Genomic DNA, 16,623 nt, shown 5'->3' with positions numbered 1-16,623 from the left:
CAATAGATTTACAACGGTTATACCCTGTTGAGCCTTATCCTGAAGTTCTTGAGAAGCAAAAGCATTTGTTGCAACTAAGTTGTAGCGGCGGATAGCCTCTTGGGCACTGATTTGTCCTGCTTCTGCTTGTTTTTCGGTAGTGGCAAGAAGTTCTTCAGCTTTTTGCTTGAATATAGCAGAGTCCCCAGATGATTTGAGAATTGCTTCTTCAGCCCCTACCGCAGATTTAGCAAGTTGCTCATACCCTGAACCTAACCGTTGTAAATCTATTGGCTTAATTTTAAGATTACCAACCAGCCCATCAAGTAATTTAATCCGTGATTCCAGTTCGGCAATTTGTATCTCAATATTACCTTTATTTGCATCACCCACCACTTCTTTTAATTGGTTTTTTAAATCTGCAAGTTGTGAAGTTAAGTCCGTTTTTTGTAAATTAGCTTGAGCAATTAACCTTTGGTTAGCTTTGTACTGTTCCTCAGATAATTTCACACCACGTTTATCTGCATCTGCTTGAATGTCTGAAGCTTTTTTAAGTCCACTAGCAGTTTTGATTGCTTGGTCTGATAACCGTGCAGTTTGCTCTCGGAGTATTTCTGTAGCTTCGTTAGAATCTGCTAACTGTTGAGAATATAAACCCAGTCCGATTAATCCAATTGCAGCACTCAATGCAATTATTGGTGCAAGCAGTAAAAGTATAGGCGCGATTCAAAAATCCGCCGCCACCAGTCCCCAAAACTTTAGAGAGATTAATGAACTGGTTAGCAACACCATTAGTTCGTAAATCTAGGGCAAACATCACCTCGCCCAATCCTGGGACTAATTGCGTTAGCGTCCCAAAAACATCACCTAGCGTACTAACTCCAACCGATAAAGCTTTAACGGTGACAAACGATTGCAGGAATACCCCACCAAGAGGGCCGGCTGCTTTTACAAGTTCTGTCATGAAGCGAATAGCTGGCCCCAGCGCTTCGCCAACAAATTTAATTGCTCCTGCTAGCGCCTCAGCCCCGTTAGCTAAAGACCTGTTCAACTAACGGAGCGAGTAGTTTTTCCCCAGATTTTCTCCCAATTTCGTCAAAAACTTCTTGGATGTTACTTGTGACACCAGACAAAGTTTGCGTAGCCAATGCATTCCCAACGCGGAAGGGTGCTAATTTTTTACGTAGCTCCTCAACCAATCTTCCTTGTGATTTCCAGTTATTTACTTGGTCGTTACTGATATTTAAGCTTTTAGCTAGAACAGAATTTTGGTCTATTGTCCCGGACAAGATAGATCCTATTTCTTGTCTACTTTGATATAGAGGTATATTAAGTGTACCTAAACTGGCTCCAAAATCCAAAGATAGATCCTTAGCATCTGAAAGGTTTCCACCAATACTAGTAATTGTCCCAGCAATTTGTTGATAGAGCGGAATCAAATCTTTAGATGTGACACCCACAAGATCCAAGGACTCAACTCTCAATTTCTCAATGGCGCTGCTGATTGGAGCTTGTAAAGACTTGATAGCGGTTGTCGGGTCTGTAATTTGCGCTCCTGTAAACCCGTTATAAATTTTGGATGTAGCAGCTAATGAGGCTTGAGTCGAGAGTAACTGCTGCTGTAGTTCCACGTTCTGTCCAATCAATAGCTTGAATGGGCCAGTGGTCGCAAACTGCTGGAGTGAAGATAACCCTTGTCCGAAAAAAGCTACCCGCTCAATGACTGAAGAAATACCACTAGCAAAGCCACCAACCGCAGTTTGTAAATAACCAAATACTTTGAGTGGTTCATTAAACCCAGCTACTGCACCTGGGAGAATTGCGATCGCATCTAGCGGCCCAGCAATTTTGGCAGGGAGAGTGGAAAGAGTGTTGTAGACTTTGATCACAGATTGGTCGATTGCGTTAATTGCGGGTGATATGCGCTCAAACCCAGCCCCAAAGAAACCTGCTAAGAATGCTCTATTAGCATTCTGTCCAATTCTGCCAAATAACTGTGAAAATACCCCCCCAAATACGTTGTCAATTATTGTTTCCAGTCCTGGCGGGAATTGGGAAAAGTCAACTGCGAGAAAATCACCAATTATTTTACCTAGATTTTCAGCTACTACCCCTGCTATAGTGCCTATGGTTTGTCGAATAAAATTAATCGCATTGCCAAAGTTGCTTTCAACAGAGGTAACAATTTGATTAAAAATTGGATTTACGGCCGTAACTACGCTTCTAGCGCTATCAATTGCTCCATTAAATATTTGACCAAATCCACCCGAACCATCTGCACCTATACTAGATATTGCGCTATCAATTAGGTTTGTAAAACTACCGACAATCCTTGGAACAACCGTATCAACAAGCGTCAAAGCTGAATTTACATTAGTCTTAACATTTGCAAGCACACCATCTAAACCAGCAAAATTAGATATGAGTTTCGCGGGTTTAAGATTTTCAAGCAAGGCATCAAAAACAAAACCTGCTGCTCCAGTTTCAAGCAAGCTAGCTCTGACTACATTTTTTAAATACCCAGGCAGGAAAGTTGTCGCCGCAGAGGCAACAGCATTAGTTCCGACTTCCCGGAATCGGCTTGTTATATAATAGTTTGCGGCATTGTCAACCAAAGGAGCTAAAATTACCGGGATTCGATTATCAATGGCTTTACCTAATCCCGCAGCCACGACTTTTCCGAGAATGACATCAAGTTGTTTTAATCCTGGTATTTGCTCTCCTTTGATGCCAATTGCCTTGAAAAGACTATCAGCAATAGTGTCAAAATTTATTAGTTGATCAATAATTAGTCCTGGAGCAGGTAAAAACGAAGAAACTAATCCTTGGATTAATCCGCTAGACAAAGCAGATACAGCCCCACCTCTAGCACCACTAAGAATTGGTCTACTGCTTGTGCCCAGACCCAGACCTTTAGTAAATTTTTCGCCGACACCATCAAAAGTGCTGCCAAGAATGTCGCGGCTTCTTTGGTTGCGCTGTTTAATTACTGGATCGAGTCCATCAAATAATCGATTGGCTAGTCTAGCCCCTGATTTAAAAGCGATATTTTCAACGGAGGTATTTGCCAAATTGAAGAGATTCCCAAGGGGTGCAGATATGCTTTGCTGAGTTACTTTCAACAAAGCGTCAGTAAATGAACCATTTACTAAGTCTTGAATTCCAGCCGATAATATGCCTTTAATGGCAGGATTTTGCAAAAGGCTCTTGATTAAACCAGTAGAAACATTTCTACCAAGAAGTTGGGCAATCCTCTGGTCAAGTACCGCATCCGCCAATTGTTTATCTATTTGAGTAAAAACGCTACTTGTATCTATTTTTAAATTAGCTAGTATTTGGATTTGATTTTGTAGCCTACTCTGCCCTAACAAATCAGCAATTGGGCTAAATTGGGAACCTTTGATTTGCTGAGAAATGCCTAAGAGTAAATTATCAACTGCGCCTGCTGTAGAACCACTTAGCAGCGATCTAATAAAAGTTGGCGAATATTGGGCGATTGCAGGATTAGTTGCAATATTTTTAATAATATCTTGGGCTGTACCCTTCCCTAGAGCTAATGCAAAAGTAGCATCAAGAATTCCTTTAGAAAGCTCTCTATCTAAACGTTGAGCAACTCTACCAACTACTAGCAATCCCTCATTGCCAAACGTGCCTAAAGCATCTTTCAAAGGATTGCGGATTTTATCACCAATCTGCCCAATACCTAGCGTGATGCCGTCATCTAATTGTTGAGCAATCGTTCGACTATCAAGGTTAAATAATTTCTGGGTAAAACCTGTGCCGAAGCTAGCCCCTACAGTACTCACTTCTTTAAGTAATATACTAAGGGGTGCTAGTTCTTGGGTAGCATCTTCAGCTGCTTCTTGAATTTTGCCAATAAAGGTCTGCCCTATGGGCGAGTCTATACCTTCTTTGATTTTCCCTACTACTGCGGTTAGTCCAGCAAGGCTAGATACTGCACCACCCAAAGCACCTGTTACAGCAACACCTAACCCAACGATGGCAAGACTTGTATCAGTAAGTTTTACGAGAGTTTTATCGGCATAGTTAACAACTACTTGTAATGCTTGCCCAGCCCCAACTAAAGATTTAGATAATCCGGTAGTTTCTTTGTTTAAGTTCCCAAAAGAAATGCCTGTTTTTTTTAAAACATCGCTAGCAACATCTTTAGCTTCAATGATAATTTGAACTTTATTACTGTTAGCGTCCGATGCTGCCATATATTTATGTTTTCTTGGTTGTTTTTTTAACTAAGTTGGATAAACTTGCTTGAACCTCTGCGATCGCATCTGATATTTTTTCTGGAGCAACGGACGCAAAATCAGAAAAATCAATCAGTTTCTCATCTATCGATTTCAAGGTTTTGGATATAGTACCCTGTCCAAGCAGCACACCCACTAATTTTGCTTCATGGGCTAATACTTCTTTAATTTTTTCTGTTTTTGTTAAGGGTATTTGTTTTTTATTTGATTTACGCTGTGCTTGTTTAATTAACCTAGATGTCCTTAAATATGCTCTTTCTAAATCTTGCCCTACCCCACCGATAGACTGAGATACTGTACCTCTACCCAGTTTTGCTGATAACTTTCTAGGATCTAACTTAGATTGTCTCAATCGGCATTTGCGTCCAGGAGGTAAACAAACTTCGCCGCATGGAGTTCCAGTTTTGCATTTTTTGAAGAAGTCTAAACGAATTAACTCTTTTTCTAGGGAGTAAGCATCATCTACTGAATCACCACGTTTTTTAACTCTACGTTTAACCTCTTCTGGACTACCTTGGTAATAACCAAAAGCTTCACGAATAGAGTCTCTCACCCGTTCATCATTTAAATAATCGCTAGCAGAACCTCCTTCAACTGAACTAATCCATTGTTGCCTTGCACCTTCTGAAAAAGTGGGTAAAACAGATATTGGATCTTGTGGACTAACAATTGTGCGTTGACGACGCGAAACATTTTCAGCAAATCCAAAATGCGGTGTTCCCAAATAAACAGCGTTTACTTGCTCTAATACTTTTTTTCCAGTAGGGCTACCTTTTAGCTCCATTTTGGATACTATTTCTAATGCTTCTTTAGTTACTAGTCCCCCGTTGCAATGAGCAACAATATTGATTTTCTTATTGCGGTTAACTAGCGTTTTACCGTCTGTTGGAGAAACTGCGATCGCATGAGCGTAAATTTGAGCGGCTAAATCTACTGCATCTTGATTACGTTTACGAGCAAAGTTCTGGACTATCCCACCCACACCGTTAATTACAGTACTAGCAATTCCTGGCTCTCCCCCACCATTCGGAGCAGGCGTACCAAATTCTTTGAGATTGAAAGGGACGACATAATTACTGTGAGCAAACCAGTAATCTTTAGCATTCTGAGGGTCTTTCTCTTGTTGCAGTATAGTTTTCATGTCTTCTGCACCATAACCTTTACCAGAACCCACAGCAAAGGTAATGTTGTCTTGATTTATTCGCGAACTCATTCTAGGTTTTCCACTAGGTAGCAATGTTGCTACCCCATCTCGTTCTACTGGGTGCTGAATATTTAATTTACTCGCTCTTTCTTCTGCAATTCTGGCTGACTCAGCAAAACCTTCACGGTAGCTTTGTTTAGCTCGTTCGTAGTTTTTAATTGTTTGTCCAAGCAGAAATGCACCGACAGCAGCAGCACCCCATTTAACTGGTGTGCTACTAGCAAATTTTGCTAAAGCTTCCAACTTGCGCCAAGTGTCAACAGTATCTTTGAGATTGCGCTTAGTAGTTCGCTCAAGTGGCGTACCTCTTCCCGACAATCCTGAAATTGCGATCGCTCTAGTACCAAAGCCAGTGCGTTTTGATATTCCACGAGTAATTTTATCTCGTGATTCTGGCTTTTGGTCATAGAGTTGCAACGTTCCTTGTAATTCTTTAATTGTCATTGACCCATAACCGTAAATCCTTTTCTCAGATGCCTGCTTCCTAAGTTCACGAATTGTATAAGGAATGCCTGTTTCCGGATTAACAATATACTTAGATTTTATTGGTACTTCTTCTAATGGAGTATTCTCTGGTGGCGGTGTAGGCGCAACATTGGCATTCTGCTCAAGTTTAAACTTAACAACCGTCTGCTTGAGCCGAGAAATTTCGGAAGGGTTAGCAATTTGATTAAGCTTCAAACGACAAGTGTCATTTGCTTGAATACAAGTATCACCACAAGTTAAACCTTTTTTACAGTTTTTTTTTATAAATGCTTTATCTTCTCTGTAAGAAGTTACCATCAGTTGCCATAATTCGGAAGAATCCATCTTTACAGAGTTTTTACTTAATTCATAAGTAAGCTTGTCATCTTTAAATGTGAATTTTATAATTTTGCCAAAATTATCTTGAGCTATGCCTGTAACAGTATTATCTCTAGATATTTTAATACCACCAATCTTGACAATTGGTTTGCCATAGCTTCTAGATAGAATAATTGAAAATTGTTTCTGAAGTTGCTGTAAAGTATTGCTAGAAGGGGAGCTTGCTGCATCAATACGCTTTTTTTTATTTTTAACTAAGTCAGAAGTCAGAGGGAAGAGGTCAGAAGGATGATTCTCTTTCTTCTGGCGATCGAAGTAATTTAATAATACTTTTTGAACACTTTTATTAGGAACGGATTCTTTCCAAATGTTTTCAGAAACTTTTTGCCTCCAAATACCATCCTCATCTTTTATTTTGTATGGAGTTTGAGAGAAGTACAAAGAATGCCCTTGCGCTTCAACAATTGTTTTGTTAGGCATTGTCATTCCATACATTTTATCTACGGGGTCATTATCAGGATCGACTAAAGTAATTCCTGTTGGAGATGTCAAACCAAAATAAGGACTGCCGGTTGCCACAACTTTGACATCTTTAACACCCATCTTTTTCAATATTTCTGCGGATTCTCTGACGTGCATCCCACCCCCAGACTGTCCAATTAGATTAATAGGTAGATTGGGGTGTTTTTGGTTATAAGCATAAGCTCGTGCAGCAATTCTTACAGCTACTTCACTTCGACCGTTTTTTAAATTATCTATTAGTAGCCCTTTTACGACTTTTTTTAAGTATCTTGGACTAACAGCTGTATCACCTTCTTCAAAAGAAACATCTTGTTCAGGAGTCTCGATAGATACAATATGATGATTAGGCAGCATTTTAGAAATTTGCTGCCCAACGTGATCTCCCTCTAAACCATTAACAGCCCCTATGCCACCTGCAAAAAATGTAATTTGTTCTGCTGGTTTTTTTGTATCAATGCTTTTTATCCCAGACTTAATGGAGCTTTTTTCCGTCTGCTGATCATCTATCGAACGAAATCCTGTGGTGACTTTTTCTGGAACTTTGTAATTTTCAGCCTGCAATGACGCTAACTCTGCTGATTTAGAAAAGCCCATCTGGAATCTTACTTTTTGTACAGCATAAGCAGCTAGGGGCAGTCCGACAATAGCAGCACCTAGCGACATTCCGGCCGCGGCTGCTAAATTATTGTTAGATAGTGTTTTTGGACTTTGATTAAAAACAGATTTTTTTTCTTCTGCTTTACAGGTAGATTTTTTAGGTATACAAATATCACCGCAATTTTTACCAATTTTACAAATAGCCTCATCAAACCTATCCTTACGCGATGATGCAAGTCTTTGGGTAATAAAATTCCGAAAATCTTTATCTGCAAAATACTCATTTTGGGCATGGCCTTCGACATTATTAAATGCCTTGCCGTTAACACCACGGCCATTAGATAATTTTAGAATTTTGTCGTGCCGACTTGTGGTAGTTACTAAATCGCCAGTACCAGGAATCAGCCCAACATCGGGACTACCAATAGCAGTAGTTTTAATATTAATCTTGGCTTTATGTAAAATTTCATGAGCTTCTTGAGCGATTAATCCACCTCCAGAATGCCCCATTAATTGATACTCTTTACCTGGATTAGCTTTTTGATAAGCCATTAACCTTGCCGCTACCGTAACTGCAACTGGGTTGTATCCAGTATCTACAACGGTTTTAATAAATAAATCTCTTGCTTCCTGGGCTGATTTTCCTGCACTTGCTCTGTCGTGTGGCTTTGTTGGTACATTGAATCCAGCATAAGATTGAGGCTCTACGTGTAACCCTTTCAACCCCAAAGACTCGATATTATTTTTTAACACAACACTTTCAGAATAAGCATCTTCCGTGCCAAAACCGCCTACAGCTAAAATTACTGTATTTACATCTTTTTCTAGTTTTGGTACTTTCATGCTTCTAGATTCAATTTCAGCGCTAATGGCACTAGTAGCAAAATTAGCTTGATATCTATTTTTTATTTCAATTAATTTTGCTGCGGTTAAAACTCCTAATCCAGCAGCAATAGTAGCTGTCCCCAACGTGCCGCCAATGCCTACCCCTAGAGTTGCATATCCAGCATTATTATTCTTTTTGTTTCCTGGTGTTTTTAGAACTTGTTTATTGCCAATATTGCATTTACTGCTTTTGGGGATACAGATTTTATCCCCGCATGGTTTGCCTTTAGAACACTTAACAGAATCAAGTATTAGTTTTTTAGATTTTAGATAAGCAGTTGTTGTCATAAGATACCCCTGAGCGATGCCTACGGCGGTGAACTACGCACGACCATGTACTTATTCCCGGATTTCTGACTACATATCTAAGTAACGAGTAATGAGTAATAAGTAATGGTTATTTACTTATTACTCATTACTTATTACTCATTACTTTCTTTGCTTTTAGGAGGTCTACCCCGTTTTTTCTTACCTGCTGGGGGAACCGGCGTAACTCTAACCGTAGTAGGTTTAGATTCTGCTTCAGGGGTTTTGATTGGCTGTGGATCTAAGGGAATTACAGGGACAGTTTTAGCTTGCTTACCAAAAAACCGTTCTCTAACGTTTTTAGCGGCTTTTGCAGTTGTATTGAAACTATTTGTGGAAGTCATCTTCACATCTTTACCTGCTGCTTTTAGATTACGCCCCACCGCTCTTGCAGCATTTTCTACCCCTCCAGCAGCAGCGCCAGCAGCGCCTCCAATTCCTGCGCCTGCTGCACCGCTTACTGTAGCTTTTCGTAAAAGATTAAAGTTTGATTTATCTTTACCCGAAATAGTGGTTTCAGTGTTTTCAAAACCTCGATCTAGTTCTTTTGCGGACTTAAATCCTGCATTTAAACTCTCTTTTGCAGCACCTAATCCTGTTTTTAGCTCGGCATAACCTTCAGTCCCAGCCCTTTTAAGTCTTTCCCCGACTGCTTTTCCACCAGTAGCTAGATTCTTGCGGTTTAAATAAGCTAGTCCCCCAGCAGCACCAAGAGCAGCCGTTGTTGCTACACCTCCAGCAATACCACCAGCAAGGGCCGCGCCACCGCCACTTTTAAGCTTACCTCCAGTTGTACTACCGCCCCCATATTTCCTACAAACAGCACCTTTGGGCAAACAGACTTTTCCGCAAGGTGTACCACCCTTTGTACAACGCACCTGAGCGTCAGTTCGGATAAGTCCAAAAGTATATTCATAAGGCGACTCACTATCGGTATGCATCCCGTATCCGCCCAGTAAGCCCCTAGCATATTCGTTCAATTCTTCGGTTTCTGCTTCGTGATGAACAACACCCAAGCTTTCATCATCAAAAGCATAAGTATAAAATTCACCTGAACTAATTAAATTGCCAAAAATTACCCCATTTTCATCTTCGTGTGCCGTCAACACTTGTAATGGAGCGTCAAACTCCTCTACAAAAATATCAGCGATCGCACCATTCCTTTCTTCAATTTCAGCAGTAGTTACCATTATGTCCTCCTAATTAATTTCAGTTCTTGAATACCTCATACCTAATTGATTTGCAGTTCGTTTAATTACCTCATGGTGGTAATCAGCTTCTGCTTGGTCTATTTTTTTTCTACCTAGAAGAATATTGGTTACAGATTCTTTATATACTTGCTGCTCATACTTTTTATAAGTCGGTTCAACCCGCGATCGCCAGTATTGTTCATTCCATCCATTACTTGGTGGTTTTAGGGAATGTTTGTACCCGCTAGATACTGCCCTAATCTCCCCCATATTTGCCCTACAAGCAACTTCAATATCACTTGATGAAAAGCTCAACCCTTTGCTTCTAGCGTCCTTTGTACCCCATCCTAGATTTGGATGATTGTGGGTAACAATCGCACCACGCATTTTAGTTAAATCTTTTGAAGATAAATAAACGCTTGTAGAATTACCTCCCCTAAAAACAAGTATTTTGCCGTTGGTTGGATTAAATGCGATCGCTCTTTCGGTGGGTAAATCCTTATCATTTGGTCAATGTAATCACTCACAATGGGAACCCAATTCCTAATGTAGGTATCCCTGAAAATGCCTCATCAGCAAGGGGCGAAATAGTGCCATTTTGCAGCCCAGTGCGTAAATACGAAAATCTTCTACCCCATGTAGTTAACTGGAAATCGTCTTGCTGTGCTGAAGGCGATCGCCCACCACTACCAGATGCGATCGCAGTTGCATTCCCAGCAGTTTCAGCAGTTTGTGCCCACTCCATCTCTAGAAAGTGAGCGGCACAAAGCATAATGCCTGCTACTCTGTGTACGCCCCATAAAGATGCTGGAACGTATGATAGTGTGGCAGAGTCTAGCCAGGTTTGAATAAGTAGAGGTTCAACTGTTGCAAATCGGTTGTACCCGTGGGCTAGGAAGTAATCAATGGTTACTAGGCTCATAACTCACCTACGCTAAAGAACTAGCAGAAATTCTTTGACGCATAGCGGATGTCTCTTCATCAATATCTTTTAAGCGATCGCTAATTAGTTTCCGAACAGGGATACGGCGATCAACATTGATACTGAGTTTAAGCCACTCAACATCAGAGATATTTTCTACTAGTTCCTGGACTATAGATTCATCAGCAAAATCTGTCGTATCTTTAGCGGCAGTTTCTGGATCATCCGGGATGTAGACAACAATTGCATTAAGCTTAGTCAGTCTTTGCAAGTCAAGTTCATTGGATGGGTGTTTTTTTACCGCTTCCCATGCTATGGCATCAACAAAATTTGTGCCTTTTTTTAAAACAACCCCATCAACCTCAACTTTTTCTCGCTCACCTTTAATTTTAGGACGATCTATGACGTAGTGAAATAAGCGATCGCCTCTCATCCCAAAAGGTAATCCAGGCTGGCGTTTTTCTGCATCTTGATTGTAAATAATTGCTAGGTAAGTCATAAGGGAAGGAAGAGGGAAGGAGGAAGGAGGAAGGAGGATGAGAGAAGACCGAAGTTGGATGATAGGATTAGAAAAGTACTTCTAACTTGTTCCTTCAGACTTCTATGAGTCACCGAGAACAATTTATTTGGAAACGTGGTATTCAGCTTTCGGTATCGTGTTATCAGATTACAAAGCATTTTCCTAATTCCGAACTATACGGTTTAACTAGCCAGATCAGACGCTCTGCTGTTGCAGTACCTTCAAATATTGCTGAAGGATATGGACGAGTAAGTAAAGCAGAGTATATAAGGTTTTTACAAATTGCTTTGGGTAGCTTGAGAGAATTAGATACACAGTTAATAATTGCTAAAGAAGTAGGATTGGCTGATCCTGAATTGTTTATTGCTGTGATGAAAGATGTGGATGATTTACAACGCATAATGGTATCTACTCTTCAAAAACTCCAAAACAATTAATTTTTCCTCCTTCCTCCTTCCTCCTTCCTCCTTCCTTCAAATACCAATCATGATGTGACAGCTATAGCGGACATAAACGACTAACCCACTAAATTTGAAAGCGTAGGCGCGATAAACTTTAAAAGGATTGATATTGTACAAGGGGCGTGGGCGGAAAGCGTCAGTGACCCTTGCTTTAAAGCACATAGGATCGCGCTTGTAGAAAATAGCAACGTGTTCACCATTGGGCCCTGCACCTTCTAGTTCGGGTATTGGCTCAATATTACGAATACTAGGGTTATTCTCTAAGAAAAAGCGTAATACGCTTTTTTCTTGGAAGTCGTTGAGTCGCAATTGTGACATCAAGTAATCGTAGCGGTCTTCTGGAAGCAACAAAGTATCAGGTTTAATTACTTTGTTTGTCGCTTTTTTGATGCCCTGGACACCTGCGTTTAAAGTAGCAAGTATATAGTTAGGATTAGTAACACTACCATCTAATTTGTAGGGTGCGATTGAACGCAACCATGCAGGGTGATTTATAAAACCAGGATTACCAGTTTTTTTGTCACCAAAAAGCAATAATTTATTCATGGTTTCCGTGTATGCCTGTTGAACCAAGAATATTTTTTGCTCCTCAATAGGTACACCACGATGTAGCGTTGCTTCTACTTCATCCTCATCAAAATAATAGCCAGAGCGATATCTAAAAGCACGTTGCGAGAACTCTTCACCGACCATATCCACATAGGGCATATTAGTGGTATCGCCAGTATCAAGTTCAAAAGAACCGACTCCATCGACCATCGTAAAAGATGAAGTTTGTGCCCAAGGTGCGCTTAATTGCTCAATTTGAAATAGCTTACCGGATGCTGCACTATAATCCGGCATCATTCGTTTTAAAACGACCGATTCTCTAAGTTCTAGTTCGCGCTCAAATGCTCCTACAGTTGGAGCATCCAAGCGAATCTGTGCTGAAATAGGCATTATATTTACCAAATAAAATAAGTTTTCATAATTTGACTTCGCAAAGAACGATATATTTACCAAAAGATTGCTCGGTTGCAGAAATGATTTTGATGTTACTCCCTGCGGCTAAATTGCCACTAGAAACTTTGGTAATCTTGCCTTCATTACCAGCAGCAACTGCAATATATGGGGTATCGCCAATAACTAAATCGGCATCAACTGCCTCTACCCAAACACCTTTGTAAGTACCAATATTTTTCAGCACATTCATCACCGTGCCAAAAGCATAGCCATCTTTAGCAAGCCCAAAAGTCCCAACTTTTTGAGTAGCTTGCGAAGATAAAGTAACTCCTAAAACTTCATAACCACTAGTTGCATCAACTAAGGTTGCGACGCTAACCCCTTCGCTGTTACTACGAAAATAAGTGGACTTACGCCCCACAAACCGACCAAAAGGAATAACACTATTTTTAGAATTTGTAACTGTTTTGGCAATTACAATGTCGTTGGTTGTATTGGCAGAATTAGTAGTTACTGCGATCGCTAAATCAACGGTACGAGCAGCCAGGGTAATAACGCCAGTTCCTGTGTTCAAGGTGGCATCTACTAAACCGTAAATAATTGGATCTGTTCGGATTGCTGCATACAACCCAGCGCCTAATTCCGCCGTTGTAGCTGAACTATCCGTAGTAAAACTTATAGTTGTTCCATTAACGGTAAGACTATACAAAGCATCATTATCTACAGTTGCTGGAGGAGTGATAGCAACTGTATCTAAAGCAGATAATGTGTTTGTATGTGGGTAGATTTGATTAGTCCCAACTCCCGATAACATCCCTGGCAGTGCCACGGGCATATATCGACTAAAATTGGTTTGTCCAGTTACAACATTATTTGATGCAAAAGTCATATTTTTAGTGAAGTAAGACCGAAGTAGGAAGAGGGACGATAAGAAGACCGAAGTAGGTTAGCGACGCGCAAAGCGAGTACACGAGCGTCAGAGGGACGATAAGAAGAACAAATAGGATGTTTTTCATCCAACTTCGGTCTTCCTTACCTACTAAGAGACAAAGGTTGTTGCCACGCATTTTCAATTTCTCGCGATCGCTCCTCGGCTGCTGCATTGGTAGTTGCTCGTGTAGGAGTCCGAGCGATTTTGACCAAATCTTGCAGATTTGGAGAGACGCTATCGGTACGGGATTCTTCCTCTTGTTCAAGTGATTGGAGGTAGGCAGCATCAAATAAACCTTCAACCCACGCAGGAGAGTAGCCAGAGATATCAACATCAGGCATCAATTCAGATAGAGCCAGCCGCCGCACTTCATCAGCGTCTAATTCCGAGTCAAACCTTTCTTCTTCAATTCCTAAAGTTTGGGCTTTTTTCCAAGCAGAGAGAATGTTGCTAACAGAATCCTTTTTTGCTGCTTTTTTCATCCAAGGCTTTTTGCCTTTGTGGGTTTCGGTCATCTCTTCAACATCTGTTTCGTCTGTTTCTTCCTCCTCGTCTTCCTCCTCTTCTTCTGGGTCTTGTGTCAATAGTTTTTTGGCTTTAGAATCAGCCACAAACTCTGCTGCATCTGAATCCCAAACATACCCATGCTCCTCTAGTACAGGGACAGCAGAATTGGCAATTTCTTCATAGCCATCAGCGCGTCCCAAAGCGCGATCGCGTTCTTCTTCTATCTCTTGAAATTGTTTTTCAAGTTCAGTAATTCGAGCTAGTGCAGATTGTTTTTCTGATTCGAGGGAATCGGCTCTAGACCTTATCGCCTCTAATTCCTTAATTTTTTGGGAAGTTACAAATGCAAAATTTTCCGGAACATCTTCATACTCGACGCTATCAATAGTCACTCTCGCCATAGGTTTTTTATTGGTGGAGGAACGAGGAAGGAACAAGGAGGAAGGAGGACGTTGAGGTTCATTTTCTTCCCCTATTCCGTCTGACTTCCTCCGTCTGACTTCAAAAGCAATATCAGGGTCATCACTACCGTCCAAACAGATTTTTACGTTATCACCTGCCCTCCCTTTTTGAGTTAGTGCAATGTGATTAATTTCTAAATCTGTTTGAATCGCGTCGTATCTCTGCCCCTGCCACACCCCCGGTGTCGGGTCAATATTGCATTTATAGCCAGCAGAGATTTGGAGAGTTTTCTTTTCACGAATGCTATTTACCGCCACAGAATCGAGAACAGTAATTACTCCCCTAACAAATCCGCTTGGGTCGTAAAATACCGTAGAATCACTTAAGCCAACTGAATATTCTTTGGCATTTAACGAGTCAATTAAGACTGGTGGATGCTCCAGGGATATGGGTTTTAGCCCAAAACCTGTTAAAGCTTTTTTGTTAGCTTCAGGAGTTCTTAACTCTCTACGAACCCCTCCATCAGGAGTGCGATATTCTAAGATGCCGTCTCTGGCAAACACAGCTTCCGCACGAAAGTATCCTTCGTCCGTGAATTCATGTTTACGAATTTCGCCAGCATCAAATCTAATCGCCACAATCTTATAAATGAAGGAAGAAGGAAGTTGGAAGAAGGAAGAAGGAAGAAGGAAGTTGGAAGAAGGAAGTTGGAAGTTGGAAGACGGAAGTTGGAAGTTGGAAGTTGGAAGACGGAAGTTGGAAGACGGAAGAAGTTTGGTTTTAGGATGGGGATTCAGACCCTTTGCTAATCATATATTTGGATAATAAAATTAAAATCTGTTTTGCTATTTCAGCAAATTCAATAATTTATTTTGTTGAAATAGCAAAATATAATCAGTACATATCGTTTTGTGCTTCAAGAAAATGCCACAATTAGCAGGATTACCGCGATACGTTCAAAATTTGGACACCTATCGAGTCATAGGTGAAAACATCAAAATGCTGCGCTCAGAAGTGCCAATAACACAGCTAGAGTTTGCTCGTTATATTGGCATTGGTAATGAGTCTCTGAGTCGAATTGAAGCGGGTAAAAACCGCTCAGAGTACGCATTGGTAAAAGCTATAGCCGAAGTTTTTGGGACTACAAGTGACGTTTTAGCAACCAGAGACAGCTATCGATATTTACGCGAATCACAGGAAGTTTTAGAGCGAGTTCGCTTATTGTTTAACGTGTTCGTCTAGGATATCGATGATTTCTACTGTGTTATCAGTACTAACACCCATGAATTCCCGTTTAGTTACTCCTATTCCTAGTTGGTGCTTCTTCGCTTTCTCGTCGTTTACGCCAACAATGCACTGATTACCAATGACTTGATAATTTACCCGCGATCGCATTAGTCCAGTGCATTGCAATATTTTTAATATTCTTCCCTTAGCACGTTTCTGGCGGAGTGTAAAGGGTGTTAATGGTTTCCAAGGTATACCTTGAGGATCTGTTTCGGTGACAAACCGTTGATCGGTGGCGTAGAGCATATATTCGCCAATTTCTTGCAATGCTGGTTTTAAATTACCAGTTTGGGCGAGGATTTGAGACAAGCGATCGCTTACTTGTTTATCGTTGTATTGAATTGAGAATACTGGCATGGGATGAGTAGGGGTTTTGTTGAAAGTGCAAAGCTTAAAAAAATATATTGATTTCAAGATAACTTGGGGTACGTGGAGAAATAACAATGCCCGAAGAAACATCGTATCCAAGAGTTAATGTTGTCGATGCTAACGGCAATGTAATCAATCCTTTTGATGGATCTGGCGGTGGTGGGGATGCCTCTGCCATTAACCAGCAAAGCCAGATTGCCTTAGAAACTGCAATACGCGATCGCATTGGTGACACCCCGATAAATAATGTAGTCATGCCTGTGGGTGGCATCGGATTGCATGGTTGGTTGAGTGCAATATGGAAGCTTGTTAGCGATCGCACCACAACAATCATCTCCACCCTAGGATTGGAGAGTACGCTGCAATCAATCTTGGCAGCGATTCCCTCAAATACTAAGCCAGTGGCTGTAAATGTCCTCAGTGCGCCAAGTCCCGCAACTATCTATGGAGCCGGCACACAAAATATTGACACAATATCTATATTAGCCACAGGAGCAACTTATACCGGGGTTTCTCGTAATACTTCTTTCTTG

General features: G+C 40.8%; 15 protein-coding genes. 3 read left to right on the top strand and 12 right to left on the bottom strand.

Annotated elements, in window-relative coordinates:
* The 8 genes from LC605_RS24130 to LC605_RS24095 all read right to left on the bottom strand — a co-directional run.
* Nucleotides 1–666, bottom strand: a 666-nt coding sequence (locus tag LC605_RS24130; protein ID WP_229550042.1) for a hypothetical protein, incomplete at its 3' end; no start/stop codon positions are given.
* A complete protein-coding gene (locus LC605_RS24125; RefSeq protein ID WP_229550041.1) occupies nucleotides 605–1,030 on the bottom strand; it encodes a hypothetical protein in 426 nt (141 codons plus the stop codon). The genes LC605_RS24130 and LC605_RS24125, both read right to left, overlap by 62 nt.
* Complete coding sequence (locus LC605_RS24120; RefSeq protein WP_229550040.1) at nucleotides 1,011–4,199, bottom strand: hypothetical protein; 3,189 nt, start codon at nucleotides 4,197–4,199, stop codon at nucleotides 1,011–1,013. The genes LC605_RS24125 and LC605_RS24120 overlap by 20 nt, the downstream gene beginning before the upstream one ends.
* 4 nt (nucleotides 4,200–4,203) lie before the next feature.
* On the bottom strand, nucleotides 4,204–8,541 hold the full coding sequence (locus tag LC605_RS24115; protein ID WP_229550039.1) for a hypothetical protein: 4,338 nt from the start codon (nucleotides 8,539–8,541) through the stop codon (nucleotides 4,204–4,206).
* Between the two features lie 134 nt (nucleotides 8,542–8,675).
* Nucleotides 8,676–9,749, bottom strand: a complete 1,074-nt coding sequence (locus tag LC605_RS24110; protein ID WP_229550038.1) for a hypothetical protein — start codon at nucleotides 9,747–9,749, stop codon at nucleotides 8,676–8,678.
* A gap of 9 nt (nucleotides 9,750–9,758) precedes the next feature.
* A complete protein-coding gene (locus tag LC605_RS24105) occupies nucleotides 9,759–10,136 on the bottom strand; it encodes a hypothetical protein (protein ID WP_229550037.1) in 378 nt (125 codons plus the stop codon).
* 136 nt (nucleotides 10,137–10,272) lie between these two features.
* A complete protein-coding gene (locus tag LC605_RS24100) occupies nucleotides 10,273–10,671 on the bottom strand; it encodes a DUF4054 domain-containing protein (protein ID WP_229550036.1) in 399 nt (132 codons plus the stop codon).
* A gap of 7 nt (nucleotides 10,672–10,678) precedes the next feature.
* Entirely contained in the window at nucleotides 10,679–11,170 is a 492-nt protein-coding gene (locus LC605_RS24095; RefSeq protein WP_229550035.1) for a hypothetical protein, read from the bottom strand.
* A 104-nt stretch (nucleotides 11,171–11,274) separates the two neighbouring features.
* On the opposite strand from LC605_RS24095, the gene LC605_RS24090 reads away from it, so the two are divergent.
* A complete protein-coding gene (locus LC605_RS24090; protein ID WP_229550034.1) occupies nucleotides 11,275–11,628 on the top strand; it encodes a four helix bundle protein in 354 nt (117 codons plus the stop codon).
* Nucleotides 11,629–11,664: 36 nt separating this feature from the next.
* Here LC605_RS24090 and LC605_RS24085 read toward each other — a convergent pair whose 3' ends face one another.
* The 3 genes from LC605_RS24085 to LC605_RS24075 form a co-directional block, all read right to left on the bottom strand.
* Nucleotides 11,665–12,591: a major capsid family protein gene (locus LC605_RS24085; protein WP_229550033.1), complete on the bottom strand. Its 927-nt coding sequence runs from the start codon at nucleotides 12,589–12,591 to the stop codon at nucleotides 11,665–11,667.
* A 25-nt stretch (nucleotides 12,592–12,616) separates the two neighbouring features.
* Complete coding sequence (locus LC605_RS24080; protein WP_229550032.1) at nucleotides 12,617–13,483, bottom strand: hypothetical protein; 867 nt, start codon at nucleotides 13,481–13,483, stop codon at nucleotides 12,617–12,619.
* Between the two features lie 143 nt (nucleotides 13,484–13,626).
* Nucleotides 13,627–15,072 carry a DUF2213 domain-containing protein gene (locus LC605_RS24075; RefSeq protein WP_229550031.1) on the bottom strand — a complete coding sequence of 482 codons (1,446 nt, stop codon included), beginning with the start codon at nucleotides 15,070–15,072 and terminating at the stop codon, nucleotides 13,627–13,629.
* Between the two features lie 286 nt (nucleotides 15,073–15,358).
* Between LC605_RS24075 and LC605_RS24070 the strand changes: the two genes are divergently transcribed.
* Complete coding sequence (locus tag LC605_RS24070) at nucleotides 15,359–15,676, top strand: helix-turn-helix transcriptional regulator (protein ID WP_229550030.1); 318 nt, start codon at nucleotides 15,359–15,361, stop codon at nucleotides 15,674–15,676.
* Here LC605_RS24070 and LC605_RS24065 read toward each other — a convergent pair.
* Nucleotides 15,653–16,078, bottom strand: a complete 426-nt coding sequence (locus tag LC605_RS24065) for a phage virion morphogenesis protein (protein ID WP_229550029.1) — start codon at nucleotides 16,076–16,078, stop codon at nucleotides 15,653–15,655. The two genes, LC605_RS24070 and LC605_RS24065, sit on opposite strands and share 24 nt — an antisense overlap.
* A gap of 86 nt (nucleotides 16,079–16,164) precedes the next feature.
* Here LC605_RS24065 and LC605_RS24060 point away from each other — a divergent pair.
* A partial coding sequence (locus LC605_RS24060; protein ID WP_229550028.1) for a hypothetical protein occupies nucleotides 16,165–16,623 on the top strand: 459 nt, incomplete at its 3' end.

It is taken from the genome of Nostoc sp. CHAB 5836 (assembly GCF_020829445.1).
Lineage (GTDB): Bacteria > Cyanobacteriota > Cyanobacteriia > Cyanobacteriales > Nostocaceae > Nostoc.
The sequence above is the reverse complement of the archived record's forward strand: the minus strand, read 5'-3'. Positions and strand labels throughout refer to the sequence as shown.

Excerpts from the sequence above, each read along its gene's own strand:
- LC605_RS24120 (WP_229550040.1), bottom strand. The coding sequence starts at position 4,199 with ATGGCAGCATCGGACGCTAACAGTAATAAAGTTCAAATTATCATTGAA.
- LC605_RS24115 (WP_229550039.1), bottom strand. The coding sequence starts at position 8,541 with ATGACAACAACTGCTTATCTAAAATCTAAAAAACTAATACTTGATTCT.
- LC605_RS24110 (WP_229550038.1), bottom strand. The coding sequence starts at position 9,749 with ATGGTAACTACTGCTGAAATTGAAGAAAGGAATGGTGCGATCGCTGAT.
- LC605_RS24105 (WP_229550037.1), bottom strand. The coding sequence starts at position 10,136 with ATGCGTGGTGCGATTGTTACCCACAATCATCCAAATCTAGGATGGGGT.
- LC605_RS24100 (WP_229550036.1), bottom strand. The coding sequence starts at position 10,671 with ATGAGCCTAGTAACCATTGATTACTTCCTAGCCCACGGGTACAACCGA.
- LC605_RS24095 (WP_229550035.1), bottom strand. The coding sequence starts at position 11,170 with ATGACTTACCTAGCAATTATTTACAATCAAGATGCAGAAAAACGCCAG.
- LC605_RS24090 (WP_229550034.1), top strand. The coding sequence starts at position 11,275 with ATGAGTCACCGAGAACAATTTATTTGGAAACGTGGTATTCAGCTTTCG.
- LC605_RS24085 (WP_229550033.1), bottom strand. The coding sequence starts at position 12,591 with ATGCCTATTTCAGCACAGATTCGCTTGGATGCTCCAACTGTAGGAGCA.
- LC605_RS24080 (WP_229550032.1), bottom strand. The coding sequence starts at position 13,483 with ATGACTTTTGCATCAAATAATGTTGTAACTGGACAAACCAATTTTAGT.
- LC605_RS24070 (WP_229550030.1), top strand. The coding sequence starts at position 15,359 with ATGCCACAATTAGCAGGATTACCGCGATACGTTCAAAATTTGGACACC.
- LC605_RS24065 (WP_229550029.1), bottom strand. The coding sequence starts at position 16,078 with ATGCCAGTATTCTCAATTCAATACAACGATAAACAAGTAAGCGATCGC.